Below are 18,066 nucleotides of genomic sequence, written 5' to 3'. Positions count from 1 at the left end.
AACCTCTTACGAGTTCCCGTACGCCCGAGCGCACGGCCCGATCAAATGCCTGAGTCTAGACCTTTGATGATATGTCAGTCCGGTCCGGGTTGCTCCTGCAAGCCGGTCATTCCGTCACGCCGGTTCACGGCGCGGCCGAGGGGGCACCGTGGACTTCGCCTGGACGCCTGAACAGCGGGACGCTTACGACGAGGTGCGCGCGAGCGCCGAGCGGGCGTTCCCGCCCACCGCCGACGCCAGCCGGCTGCACGACCGCGAGGCCTGGCGGCGTCTCGGTCGGCTCGGGCTGCTCGGCCTGTGCATTCCCACGGAGTACGGCGGCGGCGGGCTGGGCGCCCTGGACACCGCGCTGCGTGTCGAGGCGTTCGGTCGGGGGTGCGTGGACACGGGTCTGGTGTTCGCGGCCAGTGCGCACCAGTTCGCGTGCGCGGTGCCGATCGCCGGGTTCGGCACACCGGAGGTGAAGAAGGGCCTCCTACCGCGAATCTGCTCGGGCGAGGTGGTGGCCGGCAACGCGATGACCGAGGCGGGCGCGGGGTCCGACGTCTCGCGGCTCGCCGTCAGCGCGACGGAGACGGCGGACGGCTACCTGCTCAACGGTGAGAAGACGTTCGTGACCAACGGACCGGTGGCCGACGTGCTGGTGACCTACGCGACCACCGATCCGGCGGCCGCCCATCTCGGTGTCACCGCGTTCGTGCTGGACCGGGACACTCCCGGCCTGACGGTCAGCGAGCCGTTCGACAAGATGGGCCTCGTGTCGGCGCCGGCCGGTCGGGTGTCCTTTCAGGACTGCCTCGTGCCGGCGCAGCGGGTGCTCGGCGAGCCGGGCCAGGGCGCCGCGATCTTCCAGCACTCGATGCGCTGGGAGCGGGCCTGCCTGTTCGCCGGATACGTCGGCCTGCTGGACCGCCTGGTGGAACGCTGCGTCGAGCACGCGAGGACGCGCCGTCAGTTCGGCCGGCGCATCAGCGACTTCCAGGCGGTCGCGAACCGGATCGTCGAGATGAAGCTGCGGACCGAGTCGGCGCGGCTGTTGCTCTATCGCTGCTGCTGGGAGATGGACAACGGCGGCGGCTCGGAACTCAACGTGGCGTTGTCGAAGCTGGCCGTCTCGGAGGCGGCGGTCGCCGGGGCGCTCGACGCGGTGCGCCTGTTCGGTGGACTCGGATACCTGCGCGACACCGGGATCGAGACCATGCTGCGCGACGCCGTCCCCAGCACGATCTTCTCCGGCACGTCGGACGTCCAACGGCTGCTCATCGCCCGCGAACTGGGCCTGTGAGGGCCGCGGCTTGACCAGGGAGGTGTCGACCGTGCGGGACGTGGACCAGTCCGACGTGCCGGGTGGCGCGGGAATCCACGGCTACGTGGCCGAGTGGGCCCGGCGTACACCGGACGCGCCGGCGGTGATCGCGGACGACGGTCAGCTCTCGTACGCGGAGCTGGCGACGGCAGCGCGGCGCCTGGCGGCGGGGCTGGCGCGCGCGGGGGTGTCCCCGGGCGACCGGGTGGTGCTCTGGTCCGACAAGCGGGCCGACGCGGTGGCCGTCATGCAGGCGGCGCTGTCGTTGGGGGCGCCGTACGTTCCGGTGTCCGCGGCGAACCCACCCGCCCGGGTGTGGCGCATCGCGGCCGACTGCGCGGCGACCGTCGTCGTGGCGGACGGTCCGTCCGCGGACCGGGTCGCCCGCGAGGGCGGCGTTCCGGACGGGCCACCGCTCGTGTCGTTGGACGAGTTGCAGCGGTTGGGAGCCGAGGGTGACCTACCGCCGGTGCACCGACCGGCCCCGGACGAACCCGCGTACATCCTCTACACCTCCGGGTCGACGGGAGCCCCGAAGGGTGTCTGCCTGAGCCACCGCAACGCGGCGGCGTTCGTCGAGTGGGCCGGTGACCTGCTCGGCGTGTCGCCACGGGACCGGCTGGCCAACCACGCGCCGTTCAACTTCGACCTGTCGGTCTTCGACCTCTACGCGGCTTTCCGCGCGGGCGCGTCGGTGCACCTGGTCCCGGCCGAGCTGGCCTACGCGCCGGTGCAGCTGGCGCGGTTCGTGCGCGACGAGGGCATCACCATCTGGTACTCCGTGCCGTCCGCGCTGACCCTGATGATCCGGGACGGCGGGTTGCTGGACGGCCCGCCGCCGCCGGCCCTGCGGGCCTGCGTCTTCGCCGGTGAGGTGATGCCGATCCGGTACGTGCACGAACTCCGTACCGCCTGGCCGGGCGTACGGCTGCTCAACTGGTACGGGCCCACCGAGACCAACGTCTGCGCGTCGTACGAGGTGACCGACGCCGACGAGGGGCGCGACCGCCCGTTGCCGATCGGCCGACCGGCCAGCGGCGCGGTGCTGACCCTGGCCCCGCCGAGCCTCGACGGGGCAGGTGCCGCTGGTGGTGGCGACTGCCCGGAGGGCGAGATCGTGGCGGACGGGCCCACGGTGATGCTCGGCTACTGGGGGCGGGAGCCGCAGCGTGGACCGTACCGAACGGGTGATCTCGGGCGGATGTCGCCCGAGGGCACGCTGGAATACCTGGGCCGCCGCGACGACATGGCCAAGGTGCGCGGCAACCGGGTGGAGCCCGGCGAGATCGAGGCCGTCCTCGCCGCGCATCCGGACGTAGCGGCGGCCGCGGTGGTCGTCGCCGGCGTTGGGCTCGCCGCGCGGCTGCACGCGGTCGTGGTGCCGGCGGGCGATCGCCGGCCCGGCCTGCTGGAGATCAAGCGCTGGTGCGCCGGGCAGCTGCCGACCTACATGATCGTCGACTCCGTCCAGGCGGCCACGAGCCTACCGCTCACCCCGAACGGAAAGACCGATCGAGCCGCGCTGCTGGCGGCGATCGAAGGAGGTGGACCATTACTGGCACCGAACTAGTCAACGTGGAACCGAGTACGTTCCTGGCGATCATGGGCTCGCTGGCCAGCGGCGTCAGCGTGGTGACCGCGATCGACGCGTCCGGTCGGCCGCACGGCCTGACCTCGTCGTCGGTCTGCAGCGTCTCCAAGGACCCGCCACTGCTGCTGTTCTGCGTGCGGCAGGTGAGTTCGACCCTGGACGCCATCCGGGAGACCGGCGGATTCGCCGTCAACTTCCTCGACGCCGACGGCCACGAGGTCTCCGAACTGTTCGCCAGCTACAGCAGCGACAAGTTCGCCAATGTGGCCTGGCGTCCCGGCGACGTGGCCGGCATGCCACGGCTGGAACCGACCGTCGCCTTCACCGAGTGCGCGCTGCATGACGTGATCACCGCTGGTGATCACGCCATCGTGCTCGGCCGTCTCGTCGGCGGGGCGACGGCGCCGGACCGATTCCCGCTGGGGTATTGGCGCGGGACATATGTCCGGGTCTCTCGCCCCCATTACCGACGAGAGGAGCGCAACGGGCAGCGTCCCAGCGATCCTTCCCAGTCAATCCATCTCGAGTAGGGAAACAGAGTGGACAAGAACCAACCAGCGACCCACAGCGCCGCATGGACCTGGGTCGCGGCCCTGGTCGCGGTGTTCATGGTCGCAATCGACACCCTCGTCGTCACGACGACGCTACCGGTCATCCGTACCGAGCTCGGCGCGAGCCTTGAAGATCTTGAATGGATCGTCAACGCGTACACGCTCACCTTCGCCGTCTTTCTGTTGACCGGCGCGGCGCTCGGTGACCGCTTCGGCCGGCGCAAGGTCTTCACCATCGCGCTGCTGGTCTTCACCATTGCGTCCGGGCTGGCGGGCCTCGCCGACAACATCGAATTCCTGATCGCCGCACGCGCGGTGCAGGGCCTGGGTGCCGCGGTCGTCCTCCCGCTGACCCTCACGCTGTTGGCCAGTGTGGTGCCGGCACGTCAGCGCGGCCACGCGTTCGGATTGTGGGGCGCGATGGTGGGTCTCGGTATCGCCCTCGGACCGGTCATCGGCGGCGCGGTGACCGAAACCTGGTCCTGGCAGTGGATCTTCTGGGTCAACGTGCCCATCGGTCTGCTGCTGCTGCCGGTGATGACGCGGGTCCGCGAGAGCCGTGGCGGCTACGGTCGCCTGGACCCGGTGGGCGTCGTCCTGGTCACCGCCGGCATGCTCGGCATCGTGTCCAGCCTGGTGCGGGGCAACAGCGCCGGCTGGGACAGCCCCTCCATCCTGGCGGGGTTCATCGTCGGCGGTCTCCTCGTCCTCGTGTTCATCTTCTGGCAGTCGCGGGCACGCACGCCGATGGTGCCGCTGTCGTTGTTCCGCAGCCGGGGCTTCAGTCTCACCATGGTGGCGACCATCATCATGCCGTTCGGCGTCTTCGGCGCCGTCTTCCTCGGCACCCAGTACCTGCAGAGCGTTCTCGGCTACTCCCCACTGGAGGCTGGCGTTCGCACGCTGCCGTGGACGGCCATGCCGATGATCGCGGCACCGATCTCGGGCATCCTGACCGACAAGATCGGTGGCAAGCCGCTGGTGATCCTGGGCCTGACGATGCAGGCGATCGGCGTGTTCTGGATCGGCTCGGTGGTCGGCGACCTGACGTACTCGAAGCTGGTGGTGCCGTTCGTGATCACCGGGCTCGGCCTGGGCATCTTCCTCGCGCCGATCGGCCGCCTGGCCTTCGGGTTCGCACCCGCCGAGTTGGAGGGTGTGGCGTCCGGTGTGTCCAACGCGATCCGGCAGACCGGCACGGTGATGGGCGTGTCGGTGGGCGGCGCGATCCTCGGCGCGAACGGCGGCTACGAGTCCGTGGCCACGTTCGTCAACGGCCTGGAGGAGGCCCACCTGGTGGCCGCCTGCGCGCTCGCCGCGGGCGCGGTCATCGCCCTGTTCATTCCGCACCTGCGCACACAGGGTCACGGCCACGCGGTCGAGGAAGAGGAGGAGGAGGTCCTCACGGCGGGCGCCCCGACCTGAGAGGTCCACGGGAATCGAGGCCCCGGCCCTGCGGTCGGGGCCTCGATCGCGCCAGGGGGGCTTGGCGCGATCGAATCCATCGATGGTGAGGTGGCTGACCACCGGTAGCTCGTGTCGCAATGCCGGCAGGCGCGATGGTGGGAGCTGGTTGCGTCGCGGAGGCGGCGGGCGCCGGCTCGACGTGCCCGGTCCGGGACGTCACGGCGCGGACCGCAGGGTCGTGGAGGGCTACATCGGCATTGGCGCACGTCAACCGGGTTGGCCGGTGGCGGCCGATTGCCGTGCTCGCATTCGTGTGCGACATCTCTGCCCGGCGCCTGATGCCCGATGAGACCTATTCGGGCCGTAACGGTCCGCAACCCGACCGGTGCCGCGTGATCGCCCACCCATTTAGGGGGGGACAGCGCGGCCGTCGGCAGGATAACATCCATCGATGAACTGGCGGTACGCTAATGGGGGATGGGGCCACCAGGGATATGAAGTCATCAGCACTGGCGGTTACGGATGTCCAGGTACTCTTCTACGAGCCGGAAGGGCTGTTATTGACAGCGGGACTATTGCCGGCGGATGTAGGTGGGCACGAGTTCCGCGTAATGTTTCAATTGAGTTACCTAGGCAGTGGTGAGATTACGGCGCACGTCGGCTTCCAACAGTGCGACGGCACCGACAAGACGGCTCCCGAGTTCGTCACGGTGGAATTGCTGGGAGCGGCACGACACCGTATGCCCATTATCTGGACGGCCTCGGCATCGGTGCGCGCGGAGCAGGTGAACTGCCGGCTCATCATCTGGGGGGAACCCGCCGGCGAGGACCTGTTGCGCGGGGAGTTGATCGCCGAGGTCTCCGGGCGGCTGCCGGTGTTGACGGCCAGTTGCCAGGCATCGGTGACGCAGGCGGAACTGCCCACCCGGCAGCGGGTCGCCTAGACGGCTGGCTGCCCTCCGTCGTGGGCGGAGGGCAGCCAGCCCTCGGGGGTAGGCGACATGGCAGCCCCTTCGCGGGTCAGCGGCTCGTTCGATCGGCCGCACGGCTGGTGAGGCGGGTTATCGGGTCACGCCTGCGGTGAGCTGGCCCCCTGCTGCCACGGCCGTAGGCGGGGAATCCACGCCGGAACCGCGGCGCGGTAGGCGTCGTACGCGGCGCCGTATCGTCGGCGCAGGCCGGGTTCCTCGTAGAAGCGCACGAACGCGGCCTGGATGAGGGCGATGGCCAACCCGTACCACAGGAGCGCGGCCTGGCCGAAGATCAGTGCCTGGCCGAGGATGGCCGTCACCACCGCGACGTACATCGGGTTGCGAACGTACCGGTAGGGCCCGCCGATCACCAGGTGTTCGGTCGGCGCCACCGGGGCCGGAGTGCCCAGACCCTCCACGACGAAGCGCACGAACGACTGTAGGAGAAACGCAACCGCGGCGACCAGCATCAGCGCGCCGAGGACTCGAACCGGCTGGTAGTAGGCGAACGGCGTTTCGACCTCCCAGTCGGAAATCCACCATGGACCGAGACCGGCAACCACGCCCGGCGCGGCGCAAAAGAAGACGAGACTTCCGACGACGGCCCGTGTTCGTAGCACTGCGCCATGCTACGGCGCGTGCGGGGCACCATGTCAAGGCATCGTTACGTACTGTTGTCGTTGCCTGCCTGTGGAACCTCCGTATTTCCGCACGTAGGAAGGCGATACTATGGCGTTTGCCCCCATACGATGAATAGGGCATGCGATGAACTGGGAAAGGTGAATCTGTGGGCGCGGAGGGCTCCCCGAACGGTGCTCCACGACGACGGACGGGGCGACGTGTCGGGCCGACGGTGAGCCATCAGCTCATCCTCGAGATCGCTCGTGGCCAGTTCGCCGAGCGGGGCTACGAGGGCACCACGGTGCGCACCATCGCCCAGGAGGCGGGCGTCGACAGCGCGCTGGTGCATCACTTCTTCCTCACCAAGGAAGGCCTGTTCGAGGCGGCGGTGCGTGGCGCCCTGCAGCCGCCGGATCTGGTGGAGCGGGCGATGAAGGGCCCGCGTGGCCAGGTCGGCCGACGTGCTGTCGAACTGTTCTTCAGTCACTGGGACGAGCCCGACACGGCGGCGCGGCTCGGCGGCATCCTCCGGTCGATGACGGCCAACGACATGGCGGCGGACGCCGTCCGGAACTTCCTCGGCGACCAGGTGATCCTCCCGCTGACCCGGGCCCTGGGCCACTCCCAGCCGGAGCTGCGCGCCGCCATGGTCGGCTCGCACCTGATCGGTCTCGCCACCACCCGGTACGTCTTCCGCGTCCCGGCGATCGCCGAGCTCAGCGCCGCCGCTCTGGCCGCGGGCACGGGCAAGGCCATCCAGACCTACCTCACGGGCGTCCTGGCCTGATCGGTCCGCCCTCGGCGGGCGGGCTCCACCGTCGTCGCGCCAGTGGCCGACGTCGATCCCTGCACGGCATCCCCTTGACGAACCCGCGTGGGCTTCTAGAATTCATCGAACAGGGATGTCATCAGAGGGGGAAGAGCCGGTGAGTTTCCCGGCCTCCCGGGTGACGCCCCACGGGGGAGACCACGTCCGGCGACCTGGGAGGGGTTTGTGCCGACAGACCAACGCGACGAGATACTCGGCCAACTGATGGTGTACGTGCGCCACGAGCTGATTGGCGACCAGGACGAGGCGGTCACCGGAGTCGACCTGCGGCCCGACTCGCCACTGCTGGAGTGGGGCGTTCTGAACTCGTTGAACACGGCTCGGCTCATCGCGTTCGTCCGGGCGGAGCTCGACGTCGACGTGCCGCCCTCGCACATCACGGGCCGGCACTTCCGCAGTCTCGACACCATCACCGACCTGATCCTGTCGTTGCCGCGCGCCTGACAGGCCCGCCGAGGAGGCGCCATGAACACCAAGCCAGCAGAGTGGGACATCGGCATCATCGGAGGCGGGCCCGCCGGGTCCACGGCCGCCGCCTACCTGGCCAAGGCGGGGCTGTCCGTCGTGGTCTTCGAGAGCGCGCACTTCCCCCGCGAGCACGTGGGCGAGTCGTTGGTCCCGGCCACCACACCGGTGCTGTTGGAGACCGGGGCGATGGAAGCCGTCGAGGCGGCCGGCTTCCCGCGCAAGTTCGGCGCGGCGTGGACGTCGGCCGAGTCGCGACCGGTGAGCCACATGGGCTTCTCCAACCTCACCCACGACTTCCGGCTCGCCGAGGTCATGTTCAACGAGCGGGATCAGGCCGGCGTCGACCGCGATTACACGTTCCACGTCGACCGGGGCAAATTCGACCAGATCCTGCTGGAGAACGCGGCGAGTCTCGGCGCGGAGGTCCACCACGGCGTGCGGGTCAACCGCGTCGACTTCGAGGGTGAACACCCCGTGCTGCACACCCGGTCCGCGGACGGGCAACGCGAGGTGCCGGTGCGCATGGTGATCGACGCCAGTGGCCGGAACACCACGTTGGGCAGCCAGCTCAAGGTGAAGGTGGCCGACTCGGTCTTCAACCAGTACGCGATCCACACCTGGTTCGACGGCTTCGATCGACAGGCGCTCTCGGCCGAGCAGGCGAAGTCGGACTTCATCTTCATCCACTTCCTGCCGCTAACCGACAGTTGGGTGTGGCAGATCCCCATCACCGAGACGGTCACGTCGATCGGCGTCGTCACCCAGAAGAGCCGGTTCGCCGAGGCGGCCCGGGAGGATCTCGAAGGGTTCTTCTGGGAGTGCGTGGGCAGCCGGCCCGAGCTGGAGGCTGCCCTGCGCAGCTCGAAGCAGGTGCGGCCGTTCAAGGCCGAGGGCGACTACAGCTACGCGATGAAGCAGATCTGCGGCGACAACTTCGTCATGATCGGGGACGCCGCCCGCTTCGTGGATCCCATCTTCTCCACCGGCGTCAGCATCGCGCTCAACAGCGCCCGGCTGGCCTGTAACGACATCATCGCCGCCGCCGAGGCGGGCGACTTCAAGCGCGAGCGGTTCGCCACCTACGAGATGCTGCTGCGGCGCGGCGTCCGCAACTGGTACGAGTTCATCTCGGCCTACTACCGGCTCAACATCCTGTTCACCGCGTTCGTCCAGGACCCGCGGTATCGCCTCGACGTGCTGAAGATGTTGCAGGGCAACATGTACGACGAGGCCGAGCCCAAGGCGCTCGTCGAGATGCGGAACGTCATCCGGGCCGTTGAGCAGGACCCCGAACACCTCTGGCATCCGTATCTCGGTGAGCTGTCCGCTCCGACGGCGGCTCCCATCTTCTGACCACAAGGGGGCCGTGCGGCCCCGGTAGGGGGGACATCAGTGAGCGTGGGCAGCAGTGTGTTCAGCGACCTGGCTGTGCACCACGTCGAATTCCACGTGACCGACGCGGTCTGGGCCGCACGCGAGCTCGCCGCCCAGTACGGCTTCGCCGTCGTCGGTTCGCGCCGCGACGAGGACCACGTGTCGGTGGCACTGCGGCAGGGCTCGACAGTTCTCGTGGTCACCGAAGGGCTCACCGACGAGCACCCGGCCAGCCTGTACGTGCAGCAGCACGGCGACGGCGTGGCCGACCTGGCGATGCGTACCGCGGACGCGACGGCGGCGTTCGAGGTCGCGGTGTCCCGCGGCGCGCGGGCGGTGGTGGAACCCACCGTCCGCGACGGGTTCGTCACGGCCACGGTCGGCGGCTTCGGCGACGTGACGCACACGTTCGTCCAGCCACCCGAGGGGTCGGCCGGCCCGGTGCTGCCCGGCCTGACGCCCGGTCTTCCGGACGGGCACCTGCCGGAGGCGGGGCCGGCTCTGGGGCTGGGTGTGGTCGACCACCTCGCCGTCTGTCTCGAGGCGGGCACGCTCGATCCGACCGTCGACTTCTACCGCACGGTGCTGGATTTCGACATGACGTTCGAGGAGCACATCCTCGTCGGCAGCCAGGCGATGTTCTCCAAGGTGGTGCAGAGCCCGTCGCGGTTGGTCACGCTCACGCTCATCGAGCCCGACTCCTCGGCCGCCGCCGGGCAGATTGACGACTTCCTCAAGGGGCACGGTGGCCCCGGTGTGCAGCACGTGGCGCTGTGCTCGCCGGACATCGTGTCGGCGATCTCGGCGTTGACCGATCGGGGCGTGGAGTTCCTGCGCACGCCGGAGACCTACTACGACCTGCTCGGCCAGCGACTCGACCTCGCCCGCTACGACGTGGACCAGCTGCGGTCCCGCAACATCCTCGTCGACGAGGACCACGACGGCCAGCTGTTCCAGATCTTCGCCAGGTCCACCCATCCGCGCCGGACGTTCTTCTTCGAGGTCATCGAGCGGCTGGGTGCGCGCACCTTCGGCAGCGGGAACATCCGGGCGCTGTACGAGGCGGTCGAGGCGGAGCGGACCAAGACCCACGACGTCCTGTGACCACCATCGCGGCCCAGGGAACCGACCTCGCCGGCCTGCTCTGCCTCGACGACGTGGCGTCGGCGGCGCGGCGGGTGCTGACCGAGCCCGTCTGGGACTACGTGGCCGGGGGCAGCGGCACCGAGTCGACGCTGCGCGACAACCGGGACGCGTTCGACCGGGTGCACCTGGTCCCACGGGTGCTGGTGGGTACGGAGACCTGCGACCTCGGCACGGAGTTGCTGGGCACGCCGATGGGTCTGCCCGTCGGGGTGGCGCCGATGGCCTACCAGCGGCTCCTGCATCCGGACGGTGAGGTGGCGCTCGCCGAGGCGGCTCGGGACGAGGGCGCGGTCTTCGTCGCCAGCATGCTCAGCAGCGAGCCGGTCGAGCGGATCGCCGCCACGCAGGCGGAGGTCTGGATGCAGCTCTACTGGCTGCGCGACCGAGGGCTGGTCGCCGATCTGGTGGCCCGCGCCGAGGCCGCTGGCTGCCGGGCTCTCATGTTGACGGTCGACGTGCCCCGAATGGGTCGTCGGCTGCGGGACATGCGGTCCGGGTTCACGCTGCCCGACGACGTGGTGGCCGCCAACCTGCCGCCGGAGGTCGGCGCGCCCGCGCACTCCGGCGGTCTGCACAGTTCGGCGCTGATGGTGCACACCGGTCTCGCGTTCGACCCGAGGCTGTCCTGGCGGGATCTGGACTGGCTGCGGCGACGGACGCGTCTGCCGATCGTCGTGAAGGGCGTCCTGCACCCGGACGACGCGGTGCGCGCGACGGACCTCGGAGCGGACGCGGTCGTGGTGTCCAACCACGGCGGCCGCCAGCTCGACGGCGCGGTGCCCAGCATCGCGGCGCTGGAGCCGGTGGTCGCGGCCGTGGCCGACCGGTGCGCGGTGCTCCTGGACAGCGGCGTCCGCAGCGGCGTGGACGTGGCGCGGGCGCTGGCCCTCGGCGCGTCCGCGGTGCTGGTGGGCCGGCCCGCTCTCTGGGGGTTGGCGGTGGGTGGCCGGGCCGGGGCCCGCCGGGTGCTCTCGTTGCTGCGGGCCGAGTTGGAGGATGCGATGGCGATGATGGGCTGCGCCGACCTGCGGGCGCTGGGCAACGGCACCACCGTGGCCGGTGGCGGGCCGGTGTCGGCGAGGCGGGGCCGGGCGTCCGGTGACGCCCTCGCGGGATGGTCCCCGTGACCGGCCGGTCGGGGACGACCACGGTGGGCGCCCGAGCGCCGATCGCGCTGGCCGACCTGCACGGTTCGCTGGCCGACCCGGTGCTCGACTCGATGACCTTCCTCAACGAGATCGCCGGTCGCTTCCCGGACGCGGTGTCGTTCGCGGCCGGCCGGCCCTACGAGGAGTTCTTCGAGATCGAGGCGGTGCATCGGTACCTACGCCGCTACTGCGACCACCTGCGTGACGAGCACGGGTTGAGCGAACGTCAGGTGAACCGCACGCTGTTGCAGTACGGGCGGACCAAGGGCATCGTGCACGACCTGGTGGCCCGCAACCTGTCCGTCGACGAGGGGATGGATGTCGACCCGGAGTCCGTCGTGGTGACGGTGGGCGCGCAGGAGGGCATGTTCCTCGTGTTGCGGGCGTTGCGGACCGACCCCCGCGACGTGCTGCTGGCCGTCTCGCCGAACTACGTGGGCATTCGCGGGGCCGCGTCGCTCGTCGACATGACCACGCTGCCGGTGCGGGACGGCTCGCGCGGCATCGACCTGGCCGACCTCGCCCGGGTCGTGCGCGACGCCCGGGCGGCGGGGCAGCGCCCCCGCGCGCTGTACCTCGTGCCCGACTTCGCCAACCCGGCCGGGGCAAGCCTGGACACCGAGACCCGGGTGGCGGTGCTGCGCGCGGCCGCCGAACACGACCTGCTGATCATCGAGGACAACCCGTACGGGCTGTTCCACGCCGGTGGCGACCGCCCGGCCACGCTCAAGGCCATGGACGACGAGCGGCGGGTCGTCTATCTCGGCTCGTTCGCCAAGACCGGGATGCCCGGCGCCCGGGTGGGTTACGTGGTCGCCGACCAGCCGGTGGTCGGCCCCGGGGGAACGGGCCTGCTGGCCGACGAGCTTTCCAAGATCAAAAGCATGGTGACCGTCAACACCTCACCGCTGGCGCAGGCGATCATCGCCGGCAAGTTGCTGGAGCACGACTGCAGTCTCGTCCGCGCGAACGAGCGCGAGGCTGGCGCGTACCGGCGCAATCTGCGGCACGTGCTGGACGGCCTGGCCGCGCGCTTCGGGCCGGGTGCCGGCGTTTCCTGGAACACCCCCGGTGGGGGCTTCTTCCTCGTGGTGACGGTGCCGTTCGCGGTGGACGACGCGATGCTGGAGCGCTCCGCCCGCGACTTCGGTGTGTTGTGGACGCCGATGCACCACTTCTACGCCGACGGAGGTGGACGTCACCAGCTCCGTCTGTCGGTCAGCCTGCTGGAGCCACCGCAGATCGAGCAGGGGCTCGATCGACTGGCGGCCCTGATCACGGAGATGAGGCCGGTATGAACGCACCCATCATGCCGCTGGCTGGCGGACAGGTCGTGATCCTGCTCGTCCAGATCGCGTCCCTGCTCCTGCTCGGCCTCGGTCTGGGCCGGCTGGTGGCGCGGTTCGGCCTGCCCCCGATCGTCGGCGAGCTGATGGCCGGCGTGGTGCTCGGGCCGTCACTGCTCGGCCACGCCGCTCCGGCGGTGCACGACTGGCTGTTCCCCGCCGACCCGGCGCAGATGCACCTGCTGGACGCGGTCGCCCAGATCGGCGTCCTGCTGCTGGTGGGGGTGGCCGGCATCGAGTTGGACACCCGGATCGTGCGCCGCCGTGGCACCTCGGCTCTCCGGATCAGCCTGGGCGGTCTGCTCATCCCGATCGGCTTCGGCATCCTGATCGGTTACCTGGCACCGGCCGTCCTCGTGCCGGACACCACCGAACGCCCGGTGTTCGCGCTGTTCCTCGCCGTCGCCATGTGCGTGACGGCGATCCCCGTCATCGCCAAGACGCTGGCGGACATGAAGCTCATCCACCGCGACGTCGGGCAGCTGATCATGACCTCCGGCATGGTCGACGACGCCGTGGGCTGGTTCCTGTTGTCGGTCGTGTCGGCCATGGCGACCGTCGGCGTGCGCGCGGGTCAGGTCGCGCTGTCCCTGCTGCTGCTGGTGGCGTTCGTGGTCGCCGCGATCGTCGTCGGCCGGCCGCTGGTGAGTGGAGCGTTGCGGCTCGCCGGCCGGTCCACCGAAAGCGGGCCGACAATCGTCACGGCCGTGATCATCGTCCTCGCCGGCGCGGCGATCACCCAGTCACTGCACATGGAGGCGGTGTTCGGCGCGTTCGTCGCCGGCATCCTCGTCGGGCAGGCGATCCGGGATCGGCGGGCGGTGCTGGCCCCCCTGCGGACCGTCGTGCTCACCGTGCTGGCACCGATCTTCCTGGCCTCCGCCGGCCTGCGGATGGACCTCGGCGTGCTGCTCGACCGCGACGTGGCGATCGCCGCCTTCGTGGTCCTCGCGGCGGCGATCCTCGGCAAGTTCACGGGCGCGTACCTCGGTGCGCGATCCAGCCGGCTCGGCCACTGGGAGTCCCTGGCCGTCGGCGCCGGCATGAACGCCCGGGGAGTCGTCGAGATCGTCGTCGCCATGGTGGGGCTGCGCCTCGGCGTCCTGGACATCGCCACCTTCACGATCATCGCCCTCGTCGCCATCGTCACGTCGATGATGGCGCCCCCGCTGCTGCGCCTGGCGATGTCCCGGGTCGCGCACAGCGCCGACGAACTCCTGCGCAAGGCCGACCACGAGGAGCAGTGGTCGACCGGACCGGCCGTTCGACCGGCGGGCACGGGCGCCCCACCGGCCGCCTAGGGCCTGTTTCATAAGGGCGGTCGAGCCGAGGCGGAGTCCGGGCGGCGATCCGGCAAGGCGCGGTTTCGTCCGGATACCGGTGTTGTATCCGGACGAAACCGCAACGCCGCCGGTCGTCGTCCGGGCCCGCCGCAGGCCGGCCAGTTCTTATGAAACAGGCCCTACGGATCAACCGAGGACGCCGGCGGGGCCGATGGGGTCGGCCTCGCCGGCATCGTGCAGGGCGAGGATGGCCTCGGCCGCGTTCGCGGGCCCGTCGGTGGCCGCGTACCAGCGCTGGACCCGCTTGGCCGCCTCGCGATAGGACGGGTCGGCCAGCATCTCCGCGGCGAGCGTCGCCAGCCTCGCGCCCACGTGCCTCGGCGCCAGCAGGCGTGCCGCGCCGATCCGTTCCAGCAGCGCGAGGTTCAGGTCCTGCTCCGGTTGGAGCGGAAAACCAAGCACCGGCGTGCCGCCGGCCATCGCGGTCTGCACGCTGCCCTGCCCGCCCGCGGTGATCGCCAGGTCCACCTCCGGCATGATCAGGTGGCTCGGCAGCACGCCGCCGACCATGACCCGGTCGCCGGCCATGTCGTGCAGGTCGTGGTGGGTGCCGGCGACCAGCACGCGCACCGGGAGGGCGGCGATGGTCGTCACCACCCGCCGCACGAAGCCGACCTCGGCCGAGTTGACCGCCACGTAGACGACCGGCCCCGGCTCGGCGAGGAAACGGGCGACCCGCTCCGGCAACGGCAGGTCGAGCCGGGCGTAGAGCGGCCCGACGCAGCGCAGCCGGGTGCCCGCCCGATAGCCGGACCGACCGTCCGGCCGCCAGTCGGCCACCTCCGTGGCGGACACGCCCAGCACCTCCGGCACCTCCGGGATGAGCGCCAGGTCGCCGAGGACGAGCGCGGCGAGGCTGGGTACGCGCGGTACGCCCAGGTCGGCCGCCAGCCGGTTGAACCCGCCGCAGTAGAAGCCGACCCGGGACGGCAGGGAGTTGGACAACCACCGCAGCAGCGGCGACGGCAGCAGGCCGAAGTGCGCCTGGCTCGGCGCCGGCAGCATCCCGCGCTCGAACAGCGGCGGTACCCAACTGCCGGCGTGCTCGGTGACCAGCCGGGCGCCGGCCAGCCGGGTCGACAGCAGGGTGGTCAGCGTGAAGCCGGTGACGACCGTACGGATGTCGTGTTGGCGGAAGTACTCGGTCTCGGCGGTGACGTAGTCGCGCATCTCCCGGTCGGTGTACATGCTCTGACCGACGTATCCCATGCCGATCTCGTCGCGGATGAACCGCTCGCACCGCTGCGGCGTCATCCGCTCACCGACGATGTCGTACGGGACGCCGACGTCGCGAAGCACGTGCTCGTAGGTGCCGCCGTGCGTGGCGATGCGGGCGGCCACCCCGCGCTGGCGCAGCGCGCGGTAGATCTCCAGCATGCGCGAGGTGGCGGAGAGGAAGCCGCAGTGCGGCATCAGACAGATCACGCGGTCGTCGCCTTCGGGAGCGGGTCGGCCTCCGGGAGCGGACCGCCCTCCGAGAGCGGACCGGGCTCCGGCGACGGGCCGACGCCGCGGGCCACCGCGCGTACCTCGTCCAGCACCCGGGCGACCGGCACGTCGGCGCGCTGGGCGACCGCCAGGGCGTCGTCGTACTCGGGTTGCACGCTGACCAGACGGTCACCAAGGTAGCCGCGTTTGACCCGTACGGCGGTGTCGCCGTACGGCATGGCGATCTGGTCGCGGCGCAGCCGGCGGCGCTGCACGGTGGACACCCGTACGCCGAGCGTGCCCGTGTAGGTGAAGACCAGCCGGCAGACCAGGTCGAGCTGCGCCGGTGCGGCCAGCACGCTGAGCAGTTGCCCGGGTCGGCCCTTGCGCATCAACACCGGCGTGCACCAGGCGTCCGCCGCGCCCACGGCCCGCAACTGTTCCAGCAGATCCGGCCAGATCCGCGGGTCCACGTCGTCGATGGTGGTGTCGACCCGGTGCAGCGGTTCGCCCTCCCAGGGCGTGGCGTCGGAGTCCGGGGCCGCCGAGGCGCCCACCAGCACCCGCAGGATGTTCGGGTGGCCGGCCGGGTCCCGGGTGCCGGCGCCGACCCCGACCGCGTGGGGCACCAACGCCGGTGGCGGCCCCCAGCCGGTGGCCAGCGTGGCGAGCAGGGCGGCGCCCGACGGCGTGCACAGCTCCATCGCGGCCGGATGGGCGGCGATCGGTGCCCCCGCGCCGGAGAGGATCTCCAGGACGGCGGGCACGGGTACCGGCATCGGGCCGTGCTCGGTGCGGACCACGCCGGAGCCGACCGCGACCGGGCCGACCATCCGGATCGGAGCATCGAGCAGCCCCAGGTCGGCGAGCGCGAGCGCGCATCCGACCAGGTCGACCACCGCGTCCAGGGCGCCGACCTCGTGGAAGTGGATGTCCGACAGGGGTACGCCGTGCACCCGCGCCTCGGCCCGCGCGAGGATGCTGAAGGCGGCGACCGCGAAGTCGTGCACCGCCGACGGGAGTGCCGCCCGGGCGATGATCGCGGTCACCGCGGCCAGGTCGCGGTGGGTGCCGCTGTCGGGTGCCGTGACGACCAGATGGGCGGCGCGCAGGCCGTGTCGGCGTACGCTCTCCAGTTTCAGTGTCACCGGCTCCACGGCGAGTCGCGCCACGCCCTGCTCGACGACGGACAGGCTCGCGCCCGCGTCGAGCAACGCCGCCAGCAGCATGTCGCCGGCGGCGCCGTTGCTGGGGTCGACCCAGAGAGCGGTCCGTGCTGCCTGAACCGCCTGCGGCTCAGCCATTCGCGTCTGCGCAGCTCGGGGTGCGGCGGGCGATCCTGGCGGCGGCGACGCCCGCGCCGAAGCCGTTGTCCACGTTGACGGTGAGCACGCCCGGGGCGCACGAGTTGAGCATGCCGAGCCAGGCCGTCAGGCCGTCCAGGTGCCAGCCGTACCCGACGCTGGTGGGCACCGCGATCAGCGGGCTGCCGACCAGTCCACCGAGGACGGACGGCAGCGCGGCCTCCATCCCGGCGATGGCCACCACCACGTCGGCGCGGGCGATCCGGTCCCGCTCGGCGAGCAACCGGTGCAGGCCGGCCACCCCGACGTCCACCACGAGGTCCGCCCGGGACCCGAAGACGGCCACGGTGGCCGCGCACTCGCGGGCGACCGGCAGGTCACTCGTGCCGCCGCAGGCGATGGCGACCGTGCCCACGGGCGTGCGCTCGGGGCCCACCACCGCGGTCCGGGACACCGGATCCACCACGTCGGCGCCGAACTCGTCGGCGCACCGGGCCATGGCGGCGTCGGTGAGCCGGGTGGCGAGGATCGGGGTGTCCGGGTGGGCGACGCGTAACGCGCGCATCGCTCCCGTCACCTGTTCAGGAGTTTTGCCCGCGCCGTACACCACTTCGGGGTCGCCGGTGCGCGACAGACGGTCCACGTCCATCCGTGCGAATCCTAGGTCGATGAATTCCGGTGCGGACACCTCACGCTCCTTCCAGTACTGTCGAGCTGTGAGACCTGATGGATGGGCCTGGGGGGCCGCGGATCAGCTCGTCGCGGAATTCACACGATACGGCAAAACGCTCGTCGCATTCTCCGGTGGCGTGGACTCCAGCGTCGCCGTGGCGGCGGCGGCGCGGGCTCTGGAACCGGCCGATGTCGCTGCGGTGACGGCGGTTTCGGCCGCTGTCCCCGCGGCCGAGGTCGCCGCCGCCCGCGACTTCTGCGCCCGGCTCGGCGTGGCGCACCACGTGCTCGGCACCCGCGAGTTGGAGGTCGAGGGCTACCGCGAGAACGGCCCGCGCCGGTGCTACTTCTGCAAGAGCACGCTCATCGACACCGTGCGCGAGCTGGCCGACCGGCTCGGATTCACGACAGTGGTGACGGGTACCAACGCCTCGGACCTGGCCGCCGGCTTCCGGCCCGGGATCGCCGCCGCGGCCGAGCGCGCGGCCCGCACGCCGCTCGCGGACCTCGGGCTCGACAAGCCGGCGGTACGCGCGATAGCGGGGCTCTGGGGCTCGACAC

Annotated in this window: 15 protein-coding genes and 2 pseudogenes; 13 read left to right on the top strand and 4 right to left on the bottom strand. The window is 70.9% G+C overall.

What is annotated here, in order from left to right; all coding sequences use genetic code 11:
* The first annotated feature begins 148 nt into the window (after positions 1–148).
* The 5 genes from ACQP0N_RS20655 (at position 149) to ACQP0N_RS20635 (ending at position 5,799) form a co-directional block, all read left to right on the top strand.
* Positions 149–1,285: an acyl-CoA dehydrogenase family protein gene (locus tag ACQP0N_RS20655; protein ID WP_433113200.1), complete on the top strand. Its 1,137-nt coding sequence runs from the start codon at positions 149–151 to the stop codon at positions 1,283–1,285.
* Between the two features lie 31 nt (positions 1,286–1,316).
* Positions 1,317–2,876 carry an AMP-binding protein gene (locus tag ACQP0N_RS20650; RefSeq protein ID WP_433113197.1) on the top strand — a complete coding sequence of 520 codons (1,560 nt, stop codon included), beginning with the start codon at positions 1,317–1,319 and terminating at the stop codon, positions 2,874–2,876.
* Positions 2,877–2,881: 5 nt separating this feature from the next.
* Complete coding sequence (locus ACQP0N_RS20645) at positions 2,882–3,427, top strand: flavin reductase family protein (protein WP_355047933.1); 546 nt, start codon at positions 2,882–2,884, stop codon at positions 3,425–3,427.
* Between the two features lie 9 nt (positions 3,428–3,436).
* Positions 3,437–4,873 carry a DHA2 family efflux MFS transporter permease subunit gene (locus ACQP0N_RS20640; protein WP_433113193.1) on the top strand — a complete coding sequence of 479 codons (1,437 nt, stop codon included), beginning with the start codon at positions 3,437–3,439 and terminating at the stop codon, positions 4,871–4,873.
* 722 nt (positions 4,874–5,595) lie between these two features.
* Positions 5,596–5,799, top strand: a complete 204-nt coding sequence (locus tag ACQP0N_RS20635) for a hypothetical protein (protein ID WP_355047935.1) — start codon at positions 5,596–5,598, stop codon at positions 5,797–5,799.
* A gap of 125 nt (positions 5,800–5,924) precedes the next feature.
* Here the strand turns inward: ACQP0N_RS20635 and ACQP0N_RS20630 are convergent, their stop codons facing one another.
* Positions 5,925–6,446: a methyltransferase family protein gene (locus ACQP0N_RS20630; protein WP_433113190.1), complete on the bottom strand. Its 522-nt coding sequence runs from the start codon at positions 6,444–6,446 to the stop codon at positions 5,925–5,927.
* Between the two features lie 233 nt (positions 6,447–6,679).
* Between ACQP0N_RS20630 and ACQP0N_RS20625 the strand changes: the two genes are divergently transcribed.
* From ACQP0N_RS20625 to ACQP0N_RS20595, 7 genes and pseudogenes are all read left to right on the top strand, one after another.
* Complete coding sequence (locus ACQP0N_RS20625) at positions 6,680–7,234, top strand: TetR family transcriptional regulator (protein WP_433113187.1); 555 nt, start codon at positions 6,680–6,682, stop codon at positions 7,232–7,234.
* Between the two features lie 207 nt (positions 7,235–7,441).
* Complete coding sequence (locus ACQP0N_RS20620; RefSeq protein WP_355047938.1) at positions 7,442–7,720, top strand: phosphopantetheine-binding protein; 279 nt, start codon at positions 7,442–7,444, stop codon at positions 7,718–7,720.
* A gap of 21 nt (positions 7,721–7,741) precedes the next feature.
* Positions 7,742–9,097, top strand: a complete 1,356-nt coding sequence (locus ACQP0N_RS20615) for an NAD(P)/FAD-dependent oxidoreductase (RefSeq protein ID WP_433113184.1) — start codon at positions 7,742–7,744, stop codon at positions 9,095–9,097.
* A gap of 45 nt (positions 9,098–9,142) precedes the next feature.
* The gene (gene hppD / locus ACQP0N_RS20610; RefSeq protein WP_433113181.1) at positions 9,143–10,222 is read left to right on the top strand and encodes a 4-hydroxyphenylpyruvate dioxygenase; all 1,080 of its coding nucleotides are present in this window, start codon (positions 9,143–9,145) and stop codon (positions 10,220–10,222) included.
* 5 nt (positions 10,223–10,227) lie between these two features.
* Positions 10,228–11,298, top strand: a pseudogene (locus ACQP0N_RS20605) (alpha-hydroxy acid oxidase); the annotation flags it as partial.
* An 89-nt stretch (positions 11,299–11,387) separates the two neighbouring features.
* Positions 11,388–12,710, top strand: coding sequence for a PLP-dependent aminotransferase family protein (locus tag ACQP0N_RS20600; protein WP_433113178.1), 1,323 nt, complete (start codon positions 11,388–11,390; stop codon positions 12,708–12,710).
* Complete coding sequence (locus ACQP0N_RS20595; protein WP_433113175.1) at positions 12,707–14,059, top strand: cation:proton antiporter; 1,353 nt, start codon at positions 12,707–12,709, stop codon at positions 14,057–14,059. Before ACQP0N_RS20600 ends, ACQP0N_RS20595 begins: the two co-directional genes overlap by 4 nt.
* Before the next feature lie 168 nt (positions 14,060–14,227).
* On the opposite strand, the gene ACQP0N_RS20590 is transcribed toward ACQP0N_RS20595, so the two are convergent.
* From ACQP0N_RS20590 to larB, 3 genes are read right to left on the bottom strand one after another with little or no spacing between them, the layout of a single operon-like run.
* On the bottom strand, positions 14,228–15,526 hold the full coding sequence (locus ACQP0N_RS20590; protein ID WP_433113172.1) for a glycosyltransferase: 1,299 nt from the start codon (positions 15,524–15,526) through the stop codon (positions 14,228–14,230).
* Positions 15,523–16,833 carry a nickel pincer cofactor biosynthesis protein LarC gene (gene larC / locus ACQP0N_RS20585; protein WP_433113169.1) on the bottom strand — a complete coding sequence of 437 codons (1,311 nt, stop codon included), beginning with the start codon at positions 16,831–16,833 and terminating at the stop codon, positions 15,523–15,525. The genes ACQP0N_RS20590 and larC overlap by 4 nt, the downstream gene beginning before the upstream one ends.
* Positions 16,826–17,521, bottom strand: coding sequence for a nickel pincer cofactor biosynthesis protein LarB (gene larB, locus ACQP0N_RS20580; protein ID WP_433113166.1), 696 nt, complete (start codon positions 17,519–17,521; stop codon positions 16,826–16,828). The genes larC and larB overlap by 8 nt, the downstream gene beginning before the upstream one ends.
* Between larB and ACQP0N_RS20575 the strand changes: the two are divergent.
* Positions 17,502–17,747, top strand: a pseudogene (locus ACQP0N_RS20575) (hypothetical protein); the annotation flags it as partial. The gene larB and the pseudogene ACQP0N_RS20575 sit on opposite strands and share 20 nt — an antisense overlap.
* Positions 17,748–18,066: the final 319 nt, after the last annotated feature.

The sequence above is a fragment of the Micromonospora sp. CA-246542 genome, assembly GCF_050942905.1.
GTDB lineage: Bacteria > Actinomycetota > Actinomycetes > Mycobacteriales > Micromonosporaceae > Micromonospora.
This window is presented reverse-complemented; position numbering and strand designations above follow the sequence as displayed.